This is a genomic window from Daejeonella sp. (genome assembly GCF_037719425.1).
Classification (GTDB): Bacteria; Bacteroidota; Bacteroidia; order Sphingobacteriales; family Sphingobacteriaceae; genus Daejeonella.
Genome location: NZ_JBBJNI010000018.1, coordinates 1 through 14,461, shown reverse-complemented (window position 1 = coordinate 14,461; position 14,461 = coordinate 1). Strand labels below are relative to the sequence as shown.

Sequence of the window (14,461 nt, the reverse complement as noted above, 5' to 3'; positions counted from 1 at the left end):
GGCTTTCGGAACTGAAACCCCTTTTGTTGACTATTGCTCACCCTTTTTTCGTGTCGCGGTATTTGAGGAGGCTGACAATGCAGGGAGAGACCTTATCTGGTCCGGAAATGCTAAGCGGATGCTGAATGTGTAAAGTACAGCAGGCTGATTAATTCAACTCTATAAATTAAAACAAACACATATGAAACGTTTTATCGTGGCAAGTGCCGCATTAGTATTTGCATTATCAGCTTGTACCGAAAAACAAAGTACTGGAGCTAAAACCAAACCTGCATCAGAGCGCAAAATTATAATACCTGAAGGTTATAACCGGGGGCTGCCATTCACTCCGGGAATTTTGGTTGATGGAACCCTTTACATAGCAGGCTTTAGCGGCGAGGACGCTAAGACAGGTATTGTACCTGAAAATTTTGAAGCTGAAGTGAAGTCGGTACTTGACAAAGTTGGAGTTATTTTGAAAGAGGCTGATATGGACTATTCTGATGTAGTATCAGTTCAGGTGTATCTCACTGATATGACTCTGTTTGAGCGAATGAATACTGTTTACCGGACCTACTTCCATGAGCCCCGCCCTACACGTTCGATCATGGGCATTAAATCCCTTATAGGCACATCAAGGATTGAGATCACGGTTACTGCCAAAAAATAGCTTATGAATTTAATGAAGAAACTTCTTGTTGCCGTCCTGGTTCTCTTTCCGCTTATTATGCAAGCTCAGGACCTAGTCCTCACCCGTCAGGAAATGATAGAACCGACGCCGAAATGGACAGGTGAACGCTTTGCTGATGGCAGGCCAAAAGTATCTGACGACCTGCTGAAACGAATGCGTCGTATCCCTCTTGAGCAGGCATGGGGAGTTCTGAAAGCAGAGGGTTACAATAACCAGTATGCGATGGATTGGAAAAATATTCGGTCCGGTGAAATTCTTGTTGGCAGGGCCTTAACAGCTCAGTACATGCCGCTGCGCCCCGAGGTAATGGAACAGATAGATAGGAAAGCTTTAAAAGACGGACGAGGGCCGGGAATGGTTACCTGGCCTATCAATATGCTAAGCCAGGGGGATGTGTATGTCGCTGACTCCTATGGAAAAATTGATAACGGGCCAATTATCGGCAGTAATCTGGGAACAGCTATTCTTGCGAAGTCGGGAAACGGGGTGGTTTTTAATGGTGCCGTGAGGGACCTTCGCGATCTTATGGAAATGAAAGGCTTTACTTCATTCATTCGTGCCGATCATCCTTCTTACCAAACTGACATGATGTTAAAGGGAATTAATGTAGCAATACGAATAGGCCCTGTTACGGTTTTACCCGGAGATGTGGTATTGGGCTATATGGTCGGAGTGGTATTTATTCCTCCGCATTTAGCAGAGCGGATAGTTAAAACAGGGGAGCTGGTATTGGTCCGTGATGAGTTCGGGCAAATAAGACTGCGCGAAGGAAAATATACATCAGGTCAGATCGATAGCCGGTGGTCGCCCGAGATCGAAGCTGATTTCGAAAGCTGGATCAGCGTAAACCCGGGCAAGCTTCCCTATTCGAAAGCAGAAATGCAGGAGTTGCTAAAGGACAGGACCTGGTAATCTGCAGCCAGGACTGAGAAAGTTTTTTTGTTAGAACCGATGGGACTTTATCATCTTCGCCGGTCATAGTTTTGTAGAGGTATACGATTTTATAAAAATGTTCAATATGAAGCGTAGAGATGTTCTAAAATATTTATCAGTTGCTCCGGTTGCGGGCGCTGTAGTGGGTTCGGTAACACCTTTTCAAAGTTTGAGCGCAGCCCCTATTGCCGCTCCTAAAAGAGATCTTGTAAAGGAGCTTGGACTCCGGACGTTCATTAACGCTTATGGCGTGTATACTACTCATACGGCATCCCTGATGAGCGATGAAGTGATGGCAGCCATTAACGGCTCCTCACGAAAGTTTGTTCTGTACAATGACCTTCAGGATAAAGTGGGTGAAAAGATCGCTGCTATGTGCCATGCAGAGGCTGCTATGGTCACATCAGGCTGCTGGTCGGCGATTGTGTTAGGTACGGCGGGTGTCCTTACGGGCATGGACCGGAAAAAGGTGGCGATGCTGCCTGATGTTTCAACTTTTGAGAAAAATGAGGTCATCGTGCAAAAAGCACATATGGGCTCTTATGACCACACGCTAACCAATACCGGAATTATTCGTGTGGTGGTTGAAACAGCCGAAGAGCTTGAGAAGGCTATCACATCGAAAACCGCGCTGACCTGGTTTTATAACGAAGCCACACCATGGGGGAAGATAGGCCACGCAGAATGGCTGGCGATCGCTAGAAAGCATAACATTCCAACCATGGTTGATATCGCTGCCGATGTGCCGCCCGTTGAAAATCTTTGGAAATTTAATGATATGGGTTATGACCTGGTCTGCGTTTCGGGCGGTAAAGCTATCCGCGGCCCTCAAAGCGCCGGCATCCTGATGGGTAAAAAGAACCTTTTGGCAGCTGCCCGCTTAAGTGCGCCACCCGGAGGTAACAATATCGGGCGGGGCATGAAGGTAAATAAAGAAGAGATCCTGGGCATGTATGCTGCATTAGATAGATTTATAAAGCTCGATCATGGCAAAGAATGGAAAATGTGGGAAGACAGGGCAGGAGTAATTGCAAATGCTGTCAATAAGATCAAGGGCGCGAAGGCCGAGATATTTGTTCCTCCGATTGCTAATGTAACCCCGACCTTAAGGATCACGTGGGATCAATCGCTGATCAAGCTCGCAAGCCGCGACATGACCGCTAATCTCCGGAATGGTAATCCTTCCATTGAGGCGCCAAAATACGTCGAAAATGCATTGATCATTTCAGTCTGGATGATGCAGGATGGAGAAGAAAAGATTGTAGCCCGCAGGCTGGCAGAAGAACTGAATAAGGCCTCTGTAAGGTAAAATTGCTTAATGGTATAAACAGATGAGTCAAATGCTCCGTAAAATATATTTTCTATTAGTTCTGGTATGTATAGTTGTAAGTGTGCATGCTCAGCAAACGGCCCAGGTATATCGTGTCATCATAAAAGGCGGCCACGTTATTGATGCCAAAAACAATATTGACGAGGTGATGGATATTGCGATCCAGGATGGTAAAATAGCCCGGGTTGCAAAGGATCTGGATACCACTATGGCTGCTCAAACTGTGAATGCGCGGGGAATGCTGGTTACTCCCGGACTGATCGATATGCATGTCCACGTTTTTTATGGATTTGAGCCTGACCACTATCTAAGCAATGGCACTACAGCAGTGCTTCCTGATCAAAGCACCTTCAAGTCAGGAGTTACTACCGTTGTGGATGCCGGGGGCGCAGGGTGGAAGTCATTTGCACTGTTCAAAAAGAACATTATTGATAACTCACAAACACGGGTTTTATCATTGCTGAATATTGTTGGGGAAGGCATGAGGGGTATTGATCCTTATGAGCAAAACCTGAACGATATGGATGCAAAACTTACAGCTGAGGCAGCTATTGCAAATAAGCAATATGTTGTTGGATTTAAAGTTGCCCATTATACTGGTACAGATTGGACTCCTATCCAACGGGGAGTAGAAGCAGGCAAGATGGCAAATATGCCTTTGATGATCGACCTGAATAGCATTTCATTCTCACTGGATGAGCTTTTTACTAAATATCTCCGGCCTGGTGATATATACACACACACTTTTATTGAGTCGACTCGCGGAGTTGTTGACCCGATCACAGATTTAAAAACACGCCAGTTTAAGCCTTCTGTACTTCAGGCACAAAAAAAAGGGATCATTTTCGACGTAGGTTTCGGAGGAGGAAGTTTCAACTTCGGACAGGCTTTGCCAGCTATCAAAGCTGGATTTTATCCGAATACGATGGGAACCGACCTGCATAAAGGCAGTGTGAACGGAGCGATGAAAGACCAGCTGAACGTGCTTTCTATATTCCTTGCTATGGGAATGAAACTAAAAGAAGTTATTAAGGCGAGCACATGGACTCCGGCGCAGGTAATAAAACGGGAAGAGCTGGGAAATTTATCAGTTGGATCGATAGCAGATATAGCAGTTTTATCAGTAAGAAAAGGAATTTTTGGCTTCCGGGATGTAAGCGGCAACAAGCAAACAGGCACCCAGAAACTGGAATGTGAGCTAACGATGAGGGCGGGGAGAATTGTTTATGATTTAAATGCTATAGCGAGCAACGACGTTGTAAGACGATAAGATTCATCAGATGAAAACCAAACTTGATTTTTTTCATAATATTAAAGGCCGCACTGCTCTATTTTGTAATTATCTTTTGCGCCCTTATCGCCTTCAGCTTTAACAAAGCAACACCAGTGCTTCCGAAAGCAGATCCTAAAAATGGAGGACTTTTTCTGCCCGGCAATTTTGAGATGGTTGTTGTAACAGATTCTCTTGGACCTACCCGTCGCCTCGCAGTAAATGATAATGGAGATGTCTATGTGAAGCTTCTCCGTCTCTCAGCCAAAAAACCCGCGGACCAAAAATGCTCCCGTCGCTAACAAAACGGTGATCTCTTCTTGGTGGCTGAATGATGCGAGCTATTTAAGGCTCAGAAATGCTCAGCTTTCTTATGATCTGCCGAAAAGCCTTGTTGAAAAATTGGGATGCAAAATGCCAATCTACTGTTTTCTTACTTTTCCTTATTTATTTTCTTAAGTATCTGACTGTGACCATTGATTACTTTCTGTATCGGAAAGTAATATCGTTTTCACATGTTATCATATATTTTCATATTGTTTGATTATTAGGAACTTAACTTTCTGAGATATAAATCAAGGTCCGACCTTATTTATATGTATCTTATTAACTGGCAATTATTTTACTACGGCAAATTTTGTTTGTAATCGGATATCTTCAGACGAACTGCCCACAAACAGTTTAAAAACGCCGGGCTCCAAAAGAAAGCCATGAGTTTTTTCATCGTAAAATGCCAGTTTCTCGGCGGGAATGGTTATGCTTACTGTTTTTGTCTCACCAGGTTGCAGACTTATACGTTCAAATCCACGCAACTCTTTAGTTGGTCTTTTAACACTTGCTATAACATCATGTACATATAATTGTACAACCTCATCCCCGGCAATTTTACCTGTATTTTTCACATTTACACTTACGGTTATCTTATCATCTGCCGTGATTTTCTTATCAGATATTTTTATCTTGCTGTAGTTAAAAGTTGTGTAGCTTAAACCATGCCCAAATGGGAAAAGTGGCTTTCCATTTATGTACATGTAAGTAAACCCTTTAGTAACGTCATACTCATCCTGCGGCGGCACCTGGGATTCGGATGCATAAACTGTATAGTTTGCCTCCTGGATTAGCATTTCCAAAGATCACATCAGCTATTGCATTTGCTCCTTGCTCACCATTCCACCATCCTTCTATAATAGCTGGTGCATTTTCCTTAACATAAGGCATTGTTATTGGACCGGCATTCATTAAAACTACGATAGTATTAGGGTTGGCTGCCATAACGGTTTTAAATAGTTCTTCCTGGTTTCCGGGTAGGCCCAATGAGGTACGATCTGCTCCTTCGCGCTCTACCTGACTTGTTGTACCTAAATACAATATTGCCACATCTGCCCTTTCCGCCATTTCAGCGGCTTTAGTAAGCTCCCCTGCAATATCAAAAGTTGAGGGAGGTGTTGCATTCGCACTTGCTGCAGGTGAATTCGGATTTATTGTTGTCGGTGGAGGAGGGGATCCCTTTGTGAAAAGCACTTCAGTTCCGGGGACCATACGGTTTTTGATTCCCTGAAACGGAGTGATAGCTTCCATCGGCAGGCCGCTATAACCTGTTATGGTAAAGACATCAGCCTGAGGTCCTATTACAGCAATAGTTTTGATCTCAGTTTTATCTAAGGGCAAGGTGTTTTTCTTATTAGAAAGCAGTACAATAGCCTGCTGTGCAGCCTTTAAAGCCAGTTGGCGATGTTTTTCACTTCCTATTACGGAAATGGGGATTTTACTGTACGGGACCATATCAAAAGGATCGAATTCACCCAATAGAAAACGTGAACGCATGACGCGATAAAGAGCCTCATCTAATTTATCTTCCGAAAGCTTACCCTGTCTTACAGCTGAGGGAAGAAAATTCATAAATTCTACATCTGAAAAATCACAACCAGCAAGAACGGACTGGGCTACTGCATCTTCATAGGTCATCTGGCCCTTTGTATGCTCATTAACCATTGATTTTACACCACCAAGATCTGAAACAACAAAGCCTTTAAAACCCCACTGATCTCTCAGAATATCATTAAGCATTAGTTTGTTGATATTGCTTGGTATCCCGTTAATGGCATTATAGGAAGCCATAATAGATAAAGCGCCTCCTTCTACAATAGCATCCTTAAAATGAGGGAGCCAATATTCATGCAGCATGCGTTCACTTACAGCAGCAGAAAGGCTTTGGCGCCCATATTCCACATTATTTACCGCGTAATGCTTGAGGGTTGAGATGAGTTTATAATATTTAGGATCATTTCCCTGTAGGCCTTTAACATGAGCTACCGCCATGCGTCCGGTAAGAAAAGGATCTTCACTGTATGCTTCCTCATTGCGACCCCAATAGGGGTTGCGGAGAACATTAATCACCGGCGACCGGTATATCAGCCCTTTTTTCATTGCCCCGGCGGGGAAAGTACCCGGACTTACATGCCACCAGTTATAAATAGCCCTTGCTTCATCTGAAATAGCCGAAGCAACCTCAGTCATAAGTTTTGGATTCCAGGTAGCACCCATAGCAACAGATACGGGAAACATAGTAGTACGCTGTCGTGCAGCAAGCGGGCCTTGATTCCATACCACTCCATGTAAACTTTGATTCCATTTGTCGGATTTAATATTGAAACGTGTAATATCAGGGCCCACATGATTTAAAAATATCGCTTTTTCCTCCAAAGTCATCCTCGACATTAGATCGCGAACACGCGCTTCTATCGGTTTCGTATAATCAAGATAAAGGGGTTTGTCCGTTTGCGCGACAAGCATCTGACTGCTGCCAGATACCACGACAAAAAAACACGCTGCCGCTTTTCTTAAATACTGAATTAGTTTTTTCATTATTTTCTAATACAATTAAATGGCTTTAAACTGAGTTTGTAATTTTAAGAGGCTTATTAAAAATACATTAATAACATACACTAATTAGTGTCAAGTAAAAATAAAAATCGTTCTTTTAAATCATTGATAATTTATTAATTAAGTGAAATTTTTGCGTGTCACGATTTAAATTGATTAGGTCAGGCTGGATAAATGACAAATACGTGATCACCACACATCTTTATCTTTTTAGTATAAAAAATTAAAACTTATTTTTAATTAGTCTTAATAAGTATATATTTGCAGGCAAAGAACCACTCATGAATACACGAACATACTACTTCCTGGCTTCTGCTTTAGCCTTTTTTAGCTTTTCTCCCATCGCGATATCTCAAACCATTAAGGGTATTATAAAGGATAATCAGGATAACGCGTTAGGCAATCCCATTATCAAAATTGATCAAAATACCCAGGCGCAAACCGACAATACCGGGCAATCCAAGCTTAAATTAAACAAGGCAGGAACTTACACATTGACTGCCGTCTTGCCTAACAAATCAGAAATTTCCTTGTCGTCATTTACAACGTCAAAATCTGAATTAGACCTGGGGATATTAAAGGGCGACACTTCCATTACCTTACAGGGTATAGTGATTTCGGGCAGTGAACGTAGTTTTTATGGTTTAAGCCGTTTGGACGAAGTGCAGAGAACATCTATATACGCCGGGAAGAAAAATGAAGTGCTTAACCTTACACTTACTGATGCAAATCTGGCGGTAAATAATACCCGTCAAACATTTGCCAAAGTACCCGGCCTGCAAATATGGGAAGGAGATGGTACAGGCACCCAAATGAATATTGGAGCCAGAGGCCTCAGTCCTAACCGTTCATGGGAATTCAATACCCGTCAAAACGGCATTGATATTTCTGCAGATCCATTTGGCTACCCAGAAAGCTACTATACCCCTGCTTTAGAGGGGGTTCAGAAAATTGAAGTAATTAGAGGTGCCGCTTCCTTACAATACGGTCCTCAGTTTGGTGGCGCGGTTAATTTTGTTATGAAAGATGCCTCCAGCAAACCATTAAGTATAGAAACAATACAAACCGCCGGAACATATGGGGTTTTAAATACATATAATTCTGCCGGAGGCAGTTCTGGAAAATGGAAATATTTTGGTTTCCTAAACGGTCGGCGGGGCGATAGCTGGAGACAGAATAATTACTATAATACGCTTAACGGATATGTTTCTGCAGGGTACCAGTTTAATGATAAATTGAGTCTGACCTTGAATATAACCCAATATAATAATAAGATCCAGCAGGCAGGCGGCATAAGCGATTTACAGTTTTTGACCAATCCGGAAGTATCTTTCCGGGCGAGAAACTGGTTTAGTTTAGCCTGGAATATACCCTCCATAACTCTGGATTACAAAATCAATTCGAATTCCGAACTGACCGTCCAAACGTTTGCTTTGTCCGGTAATCGCAGCAGCATTGGTAATAATGGGGCTCCTGGGCAGGATTTTAAAGACTCAGGTACTGCCCGATCTATTTCTAAAGATTTATATACCAATTTCGGAACGGAAATCCGTTACCGAAACAATTATAAACTGTTTAACGGCAGCCAAACAATCGCTACTGGCCTCAGATATTACACTGGAGAAACCATTAGGCAGCAAGGGAATGGAAGTGCTGGAAATGATGCTGATTACAATTATTTCGGAAAAAACGCAATAACCAGAAACCTGGATTTAGAAACAAAAAATTATGCGTTCTTCGCAGAAAATATTTTTCGCCCAATTAACCTCCTAACTGTTACTCCCGGATTTAGGGTCGAAAATATCAAGTCAAATGCAGTAGGCATGGTAACGCCTGCTTTAAACGCCGACAATGCCATAAGCAGAACGGTTATGCTGGGCGGTTTAGGTATCGGATATCAACTGACAACAAATACTGATATTTATGCAAATGCCTCACAAAGTTTCCGTCCGTTTTTATTTGGTGACCTTTACCCCACCAATTTAGTTGATGAAACAGACCCTCAACTAAAAGATGCTAAAGGTTTCAATTTGGATCTGGGCTATCGCGGAGTAATCAATTCCTTTTTCACCTTTGATGTAAGCGGATTTATTCTAAAATATAACGATCGGGTTGGCGATATTGACCGTAGCAAATTAATTAATGGCGTTGCCACTTCTTATAAATTCAAGACAAACGCCGGAGACAGCAGGAGCTATGGACTTGAGAGCTTCTTTGAAGTGGACCCTTTACGGGCTTTGAAAATTAAGTCTGGTGTTGGCTATGTTACTTTCTATAATTCACTTGCTTATATACATGCAAATTATACTGCCGGGACATTCAAGGGGAAAGACGTTGAAAACGCACCGGAATGGATTATCCGTTCAGGGTTGAACTATTTTTTAAAGCGCTTCAATGCTTCCTTTAATCATTCTTTTACAGCCAATGCTTTTTCAGATCCAGCAAATACAATACTTGCAAACAAATCAGGCAGCGCAGGTACAATTCCATCTTATTCGGTAATGGATCTTAGCGTGGGATATAAAATAAATAAACAGTTCAATTTAAAAATGGTGGCTAACAATTTAACAGACGCTGCCTATTATACCCGGAGAACCGCTGGCAATGCACCGGGTGTTGTACCGGGAGAAGGAAGGACATTTTTCTTGTCTCTATGTACAAAATTGTAGTCCAATTACATAAAGTAAAAGCCCGCATTTTGGGGGCTTTTATTTGGATGAAAGATACACAACATCCTTTGGTGTTACCGATTTTTCGCGTTTGCAACCGTTTATCAAAAGTCGAAAAGCTATGATAGAAATAAAAAATGCTTTCATATGGACTATATTTTTATAGGATGAGTTCATGAATATCAAAAAAATAACGAATAAACTCGAGCCCGGAATATTGATTATACACTTTTGTTTAAGGTAGTTGGGAGCTTATCAAAAAAATAAGAGAAAATATGGGAAATATTTAGTTTTAAAGACAGTACCTTAAATCAAGCGAGCTTAATAGTCTTGCCTACCAATATAAACCCGGCACGAAAGCATGCCGGGTATTAACTCCTACCTCTCATTCTGCTCAATCCCACTCAGCTGAACCCCAGGATCAAAGCTAAAGCCTCATCAGCCGTTTGGGCAGTCAGGGACTGAAACGTTCCTTTCTTCCATCTTTTTTCAAGCAGGGTATTTAGCGCCTGCAATGCTGCTGAGGTACTCCCTTTTCGCGCATAGCATTCTGCTTTGATCAGGTACAGTTCATCAACAGCCAATCCTCCAAAAAACATCAAATTTCCTGTATACGTGCCCCTAAAGTTCCAGTCCCTGAAGCATTTTTTAGGAAGAAGTCCGTTTTGCGTAGATCAGGTAGCTGTTGTAATCTGCGACAGTAACTATTGCACGACTGGCAAATGAAAATGACATCACTGAGCTATAAAAGATTATCTCCTCATTGGTACCCGGGATAGGTTTGTTGAGAGCCATGCTCAGATTATTGTAATCTATCAGTGTCGAATATTTACCCAGCGCGCTCTCGGCGTGTAGCAGCGCTTTATCAAAATTCCGGTGTGATTAAATGTTAAGGAAATCTAAGTATTGTCGCCTTCTCGTGAATTGTAATCTCATCTAAAGATTCGTCGGAATATGCAATAAACATCATACACAAATTAACGATAAAGCCTTATTTTTGATTATTAATGATTTTTTATCCCAGCAAATGAGCATCACGTTTAAACGTATAAACCATTTCCACATTTGTTTAGCACCTGAGAAATTAGAAGAAGCCAGGAATTTTTACCGGGATATAATTGGTTTAGAACTGATCGAGCGCCCCGACGATGTTTTTGATTCCCCAGGCTACTGGTTCAATATTGGTGACGCCCAGCTTCATCTTGGCGTTGAAGAAGCCTCTCGATATACCGATAGACATACAGCTCTGGAGGTAACCGATATTTTATCGGCAAGGAAACACCTGGAAGCTAATGGAATTAAGATTTCGCCACAACATAAAGTACCGGGTTGGGAGCGTTTTGCTTTCGTTGATCCGTTTGGTAATCGCATGGAATTACTTCAAATCACGGATGGCTTGTAACAAGCTACATTAGCAAACAATAATTTTGAAGTGCTACTAACATAATTTCTAATCTCTATTTGCCAAAACAAACAAGGAACTGACATGGATATAAACATCACCAAAACAGAGAATTCCAGGCTGAAGGATATAGACTTCAACGATATTCCGTTCGGCAAGTATACTTCAGACCATATGTTTATTATGGATTATGCCAATGGTCAATGGAGTGATTTCAGAATTGTTCCCTATCAAAGTTTACAGCTCGACCCCCAATCTAAAGCCCTGCAATATTGCCAATGCATTTTTGAAGGCATGAAGGCAACCATTGGTGCGGATGGCATTCCAAAATTGCTTCGGCCCGATTTAAATATTGAACGGTTTAATTGTTCAGCGGAGCGTATGTGTATGCCTGCGGTGCCAGACGAGCTGTTTTTGTCAGCCCTAAAAGCGATAACCCGTTTAGAAATAAACTGGATTCCTAAAACAGAAGAAAGTGCGTTATACCTGCGCCCCACAATGATAGCTACTGAAAGTTCGTTAGGGGTCGTTCCTTCAAGTACCTACACATTTTATATTTATGCTGCTCCTGCTCAGCCCTATTTTACAGCCCCGGTAAAATTAGTTACCGAACAAACCTTGATAAGGGCAGTGCCCGGAGGCACAGGCGAAGCTAAAACAGGAGGTAATTATGCGGGTTCTTTTAAGTCTGGTCAGTTAGCAAGACAAAAGGGTTTCGATCAGGTTATCTGGCTTGAAAGCCCTCATTTTAAAAAGATACAGGAAATAGGGATGATGAATTTGTTTTTTGTTATCGGTGATACGGTTTTAACACCAGAACTTAACGGCGCGATTTTAAAAGGCACAACTAGAACTTATTTTATCGATATTCTTAAACAGAAAGATATAAAGGTGGAGATACGAGATATTTATATTGATGAAATTCTAGAAGCATACCAGGCTGGAAATTTAAAAGAAGCTTTTGGCTCGGGCACGGCAGCGGTGGTTTCTCATATCTCAGAAATCACACATGGCGATGTATGTATAACTTTGCCAAACACTAAAGAAGCTGAAATCAGCAACATGTTGTATAACGAAATAAATGGGCTAAGAGCAGGAATAATTGAAGATAAACACAATTGGTTAACACCAGTTTATTAGATATCTTAAATCAATAAATCATAATAGTTATGCAAAAAATTAATTGGAGTGATATCCCTGTTGAACAGGTAAATCCAAAAATGAAAAGACAACTCATTCATGGAGAAAAAGTGATGATTGCTAAGTTGGAGTTTGAAGATGGGTTTACTGTCCCCTGGCATTCACACGACAATGAACAAATCACCGAGGTGCAGGAAGGCGTACTTCGTTTTTGGTTTGATGATGATGAAGATAATTCTGTTGATATATTGCCTGGAGAATCAATTGTTATTCCGGGTAATCGCCGGCACAAAGCCTTAATGATTGGTAAGGTTAAGGAAATTGACATTTTTGCGCCACCCCGCCAAGATTGGATTGATGGCTCAGATAATTATTTGAGAAAGTAGTTGGTAAAACTAAATACGGAAATATAAATTTTAAAGATGGATTTAGGAATTCGAAACAGAGTTGCGTTAATATTAGCATCAAGCAAAGGCTTGGGTAAAGCTGTTGCAATTGAATTGGCAAAAGAAGGAGCCAAAGTTATTATATGCGGTACTGATGCAGCAGCATTAGAAACAACTAAAGTCTATATTGAAGGCATTACGCCAAATAATGTCGCATCGTTTGTTTGTGACATTACTGATGAAGGCCAACGAAGAAACCTTGTGGAGCAAAGTGTTAAAGCTTTTGGTAATATTGAAATTTTAGTAACAAACACTGGTGGTCCAGCAACCGGTCCATTTGAACAATTTAATTTAGATGATTGGAAACACCTCTATAATTTATTGTTTTTAAGCGCGGTTGATATTATTCAACAGGTGTTGCCGGGTATGAAGGAAAAAGGTTTCGGACGTATTTTAACCATAACTTCTGTTGCCGTTAAACAACCAGCCGACAACCTGATTTCATCAAATGCTGTACGAACAAGTTTATTGGGTTTGGTAAAAAGCCTGTCTAACGAAGTAGCTAGTCATGGCATCACGGTAAATAATTTGTTGCCGGGATACACTAATACAAACCGGCTCGAAAATCTAATTCATAAAAATCCAAAGGTAAACGAAGTAAAGGATACCATCCCGATGAAACGGTTCGGAACACCCGAAGAGTTTGCTGCAGCCGCCGCATTCTTAGTAAGTGAACGGGCAAGTTATATTACAGGTCAGTCATTGGCAGTCGATGGAGGGTGGATTAAGGGACATTAAAAGTATCCTAACGTGCGACTTGTATGTAATGGGCATGATCATGATCATGATGACGTGAAAATAAAGAATTCGATCCCATACTTATTTGACGCACACATTGGTGGAAGCTGGGGTACCAGTTACAGAGGCTTCCGGATCATTGATCGATAAAATGAATCCGGAAAGGAATGATCCATGGAATGAAATTAATAGATGGTAGTATTTCGACGAGCTAGTGGGATTATCATATTTTAATAGGCACGTGAAGCTCGGAGAAATCTCTAGTCTTCCATCAACCACGTCATTCCGATCCGCCCAGCCAGGTACCTGCCTCCCGGACAGCATGGGGTAACACGCAGCTGGCAACCCTTTGTCCGTCTATCCTAACAACTATCAACCAACAACTCACTTCTTCAACCATTTTGTTACACTCCACCTCCCATATTCATTCCTATTCCTTGAAACTATTCTTAATTTAGTTTTTGGATAAGATTTAACACCGGGCCAGCATACACATTCCTAAACAAGAAATAATTTATGTCAAAGAAAAAAGATGAACTTGCTGCAGGGGCGGTAGATTCATTTCCAAGCAACGAAATTATTGAGTCTAACCTAACATTCACCCGGCGTGAAATGCTGACAATGGCCAGTGTGTTCGGGTTAACGGCTTTGACCGGCAACGTGGCCGCCGCTTTTCCGCGGACTCAGCAGGCAAAACCCCGCATCGCGGTTCTGGCTACCTATTGGGGTGCGACGAGATCACATGCCGACTGGCTGGTAAACAAGCTGATCGACGGTTACTGGTGGCAGGGCGCTCACATGGATTCCCGTGTTGAGGTAGTATCTCTTTACCTGCACCAGCATGATACAAGCCTTCTCGGCCAGAAGGTCGCGAAAGCCAAGGGCATTCCGGTATTTAAATCAATAACTGAAGCGGTGACGCTTGGAGGGAAGGAGCTTGCAGTGGATGGCGTAGTCATAGTAGGAGAACACGGCGATTA

The 14,461-nt window shown here is 41.9% G+C and carries 15 protein-coding genes; 11 read left to right on the top strand and 4 right to left on the bottom strand.

Going from position 1 to position 14,461, the window contains the following annotated elements:
• Positions 1 to 181 precede the first annotated feature (181 nt).
• From WKF69_RS04130 to WKF69_RS04110, 5 genes are all read left to right on the top strand, one after another.
• Entirely contained in the window at positions 182 to 649 is a 468-nt protein-coding gene (locus tag WKF69_RS04130; RefSeq protein WP_340379711.1) for a RidA family protein, read from the top strand.
• A 12-nt stretch (positions 650 to 661) separates the two neighbouring features.
• Complete coding sequence (locus WKF69_RS04125) at positions 662 to 1,582, top strand: RraA family protein (protein ID WP_340379709.1); 921 nt, start codon at positions 662 to 664, stop codon at positions 1,580 to 1,582.
• A gap of 106 nt (positions 1,583 to 1,688) precedes the next feature.
• The gene (locus tag WKF69_RS04120) at positions 1,689 to 2,912 is read left to right on the top strand and encodes a selenocysteine synthase (RefSeq protein WP_340379706.1); all 1,224 of its coding nucleotides are present in this window, start codon (positions 1,689 to 1,691) and stop codon (positions 2,910 to 2,912) included.
• Positions 2,913 to 2,943: 31 nt separating this feature from the next.
• The gene (locus WKF69_RS04115; RefSeq protein ID WP_340379704.1) at positions 2,944 to 4,203 is read left to right on the top strand and encodes an amidohydrolase/deacetylase family metallohydrolase; all 1,260 of its coding nucleotides are present in this window, start codon (positions 2,944 to 2,946) and stop codon (positions 4,201 to 4,203) included.
• Between the two features lie 23 nt (positions 4,204 to 4,226).
• Positions 4,227 to 4,505 (top strand): hypothetical protein, encoded by a 279-nt coding sequence (locus WKF69_RS04110; protein WP_340379702.1) that lies wholly within the window; start codon positions 4,227 to 4,229, stop codon positions 4,503 to 4,505.
• Between the two features lie 315 nt (positions 4,506 to 4,820).
• On the opposite strand, the gene WKF69_RS04105 is transcribed toward WKF69_RS04110, so the two are convergent.
• Both WKF69_RS04105 and WKF69_RS04100 read right to left on the bottom strand, forming a co-directional pair.
• Positions 4,821 to 5,327 carry a fibronectin type III-like domain-contianing protein gene (locus WKF69_RS04105; RefSeq protein WP_340379700.1) on the bottom strand — a complete coding sequence of 169 codons (507 nt, stop codon included), beginning with the start codon at positions 5,325 to 5,327 and terminating at the stop codon, positions 4,821 to 4,823.
• A complete protein-coding gene (locus tag WKF69_RS04100) occupies positions 5,263 to 7,068 on the bottom strand; it encodes a glycoside hydrolase family 3 C-terminal domain-containing protein (protein WP_340379698.1) in 1,806 nt (601 codons plus the stop codon). Before WKF69_RS04100 ends, WKF69_RS04105 begins: the two co-directional genes overlap by 65 nt.
• 299 nt (positions 7,069 to 7,367) lie before the next feature.
• On the opposite strand from WKF69_RS04100, the gene WKF69_RS04095 reads away from it, so the two are divergent.
• A complete protein-coding gene (locus WKF69_RS04095; protein WP_340379696.1) occupies positions 7,368 to 9,755 on the top strand; it encodes a TonB-dependent receptor in 2,388 nt (795 codons plus the stop codon).
• A gap of 404 nt (positions 9,756 to 10,159) precedes the next feature.
• Here the strand turns inward: WKF69_RS04095 and WKF69_RS04090 are convergent, their stop codons facing one another.
• Together WKF69_RS04090 and WKF69_RS04085 are read right to left on the bottom strand one after the other, a co-directional pair.
• Entirely contained in the window at positions 10,160 to 10,354 is a 195-nt protein-coding gene (locus WKF69_RS04090; protein WP_340379694.1) for a hypothetical protein, read from the bottom strand.
• Positions 10,355 to 10,403: 49 nt separating this feature from the next.
• Entirely contained in the window at positions 10,404 to 10,550 is a 147-nt protein-coding gene (locus WKF69_RS04085) for a hypothetical protein (RefSeq protein ID WP_340379692.1), read from the bottom strand.
• Positions 10,551 to 10,782: 232 nt separating this feature from the next.
• Here WKF69_RS04085 and WKF69_RS04080 point away from each other — a divergent pair, with 232 nt between their 5' ends.
• The 5 genes from WKF69_RS04080 to WKF69_RS04060 all read left to right on the top strand — a co-directional run.
• Positions 10,783 to 11,157, top strand: a complete 375-nt coding sequence (locus tag WKF69_RS04080) for a VOC family protein (RefSeq protein WP_340379690.1) — start codon at positions 10,783 to 10,785, stop codon at positions 11,155 to 11,157.
• Positions 11,158 to 11,241: 84 nt separating this feature from the next.
• Complete coding sequence (locus WKF69_RS04075; protein ID WP_340379688.1) at positions 11,242 to 12,297, top strand: branched-chain amino acid aminotransferase; 1,056 nt, start codon at positions 11,242 to 11,244, stop codon at positions 12,295 to 12,297.
• Between the two features lie 29 nt (positions 12,298 to 12,326).
• On the top strand, positions 12,327 to 12,683 hold the full coding sequence (locus WKF69_RS04070; protein ID WP_340379686.1) for a cupin domain-containing protein: 357 nt from the start codon (positions 12,327 to 12,329) through the stop codon (positions 12,681 to 12,683).
• Positions 12,684 to 12,719: 36 nt separating this feature from the next.
• A complete protein-coding gene (locus WKF69_RS04065; protein WP_340379684.1) occupies positions 12,720 to 13,481 on the top strand; it encodes an SDR family oxidoreductase in 762 nt (253 codons plus the stop codon).
• A gap of 516 nt (positions 13,482 to 13,997) precedes the next feature.
• Positions 13,998 to 14,461: hypothetical protein (locus tag WKF69_RS04060; protein ID WP_340379681.1), on the top strand; the 464-nt coding region annotated here is incomplete at its 3' end.

Excerpts from the sequence above, each read along its gene's own strand:
- WKF69_RS04130 (WP_340379711.1), top strand. The coding sequence starts at position 182 with ATGAAACGTTTTATCGTGGCAAGTGCCGCATTAGTATTTGCATTATCA.
- WKF69_RS04075 (WP_340379688.1), top strand. The coding sequence starts at position 11,242 with ATGGATATAAACATCACCAAAACAGAGAATTCCAGGCTGAAGGATATA.
- WKF69_RS04115 (WP_340379704.1), top strand. The coding sequence starts at position 2,944 with ATGCTCCGTAAAATATATTTTCTATTAGTTCTGGTATGTATAGTTGTA.
- WKF69_RS04105 (WP_340379700.1), bottom strand. The coding sequence starts at position 5,327 with ATGCTAATCCAGGAGGCAAACTATACAGTTTATGCATCCGAATCCCAG.
- WKF69_RS04125 (WP_340379709.1), top strand. The coding sequence starts at position 662 with ATGAAGAAACTTCTTGTTGCCGTCCTGGTTCTCTTTCCGCTTATTATG.
- WKF69_RS04070 (WP_340379686.1), top strand. The coding sequence starts at position 12,327 with ATGCAAAAAATTAATTGGAGTGATATCCCTGTTGAACAGGTAAATCCA.
- WKF69_RS04120 (WP_340379706.1), top strand. The coding sequence starts at position 1,689 with ATGAAGCGTAGAGATGTTCTAAAATATTTATCAGTTGCTCCGGTTGCG.
- WKF69_RS04080 (WP_340379690.1), top strand. The coding sequence starts at position 10,783 with ATGAGCATCACGTTTAAACGTATAAACCATTTCCACATTTGTTTAGCA.
- WKF69_RS04100 (WP_340379698.1), bottom strand. The coding sequence starts at position 7,068 with ATGAAAAAACTAATTCAGTATTTAAGAAAAGCGGCAGCGTGTTTTTTT.
- WKF69_RS04065 (WP_340379684.1), top strand. The coding sequence starts at position 12,720 with ATGGATTTAGGAATTCGAAACAGAGTTGCGTTAATATTAGCATCAAGC.
- WKF69_RS04085 (WP_340379692.1), bottom strand. The coding sequence starts at position 10,550 with ATGGCTCTCAACAAACCTATCCCGGGTACCAATGAGGAGATAATCTTT.
- WKF69_RS04090 (WP_340379694.1), bottom strand. The coding sequence starts at position 10,354 with ATGTTTTTTGGAGGATTGGCTGTTGATGAACTGTACCTGATCAAAGCA.
- WKF69_RS04095 (WP_340379696.1), top strand. The coding sequence starts at position 7,368 with ATGAATACACGAACATACTACTTCCTGGCTTCTGCTTTAGCCTTTTTT.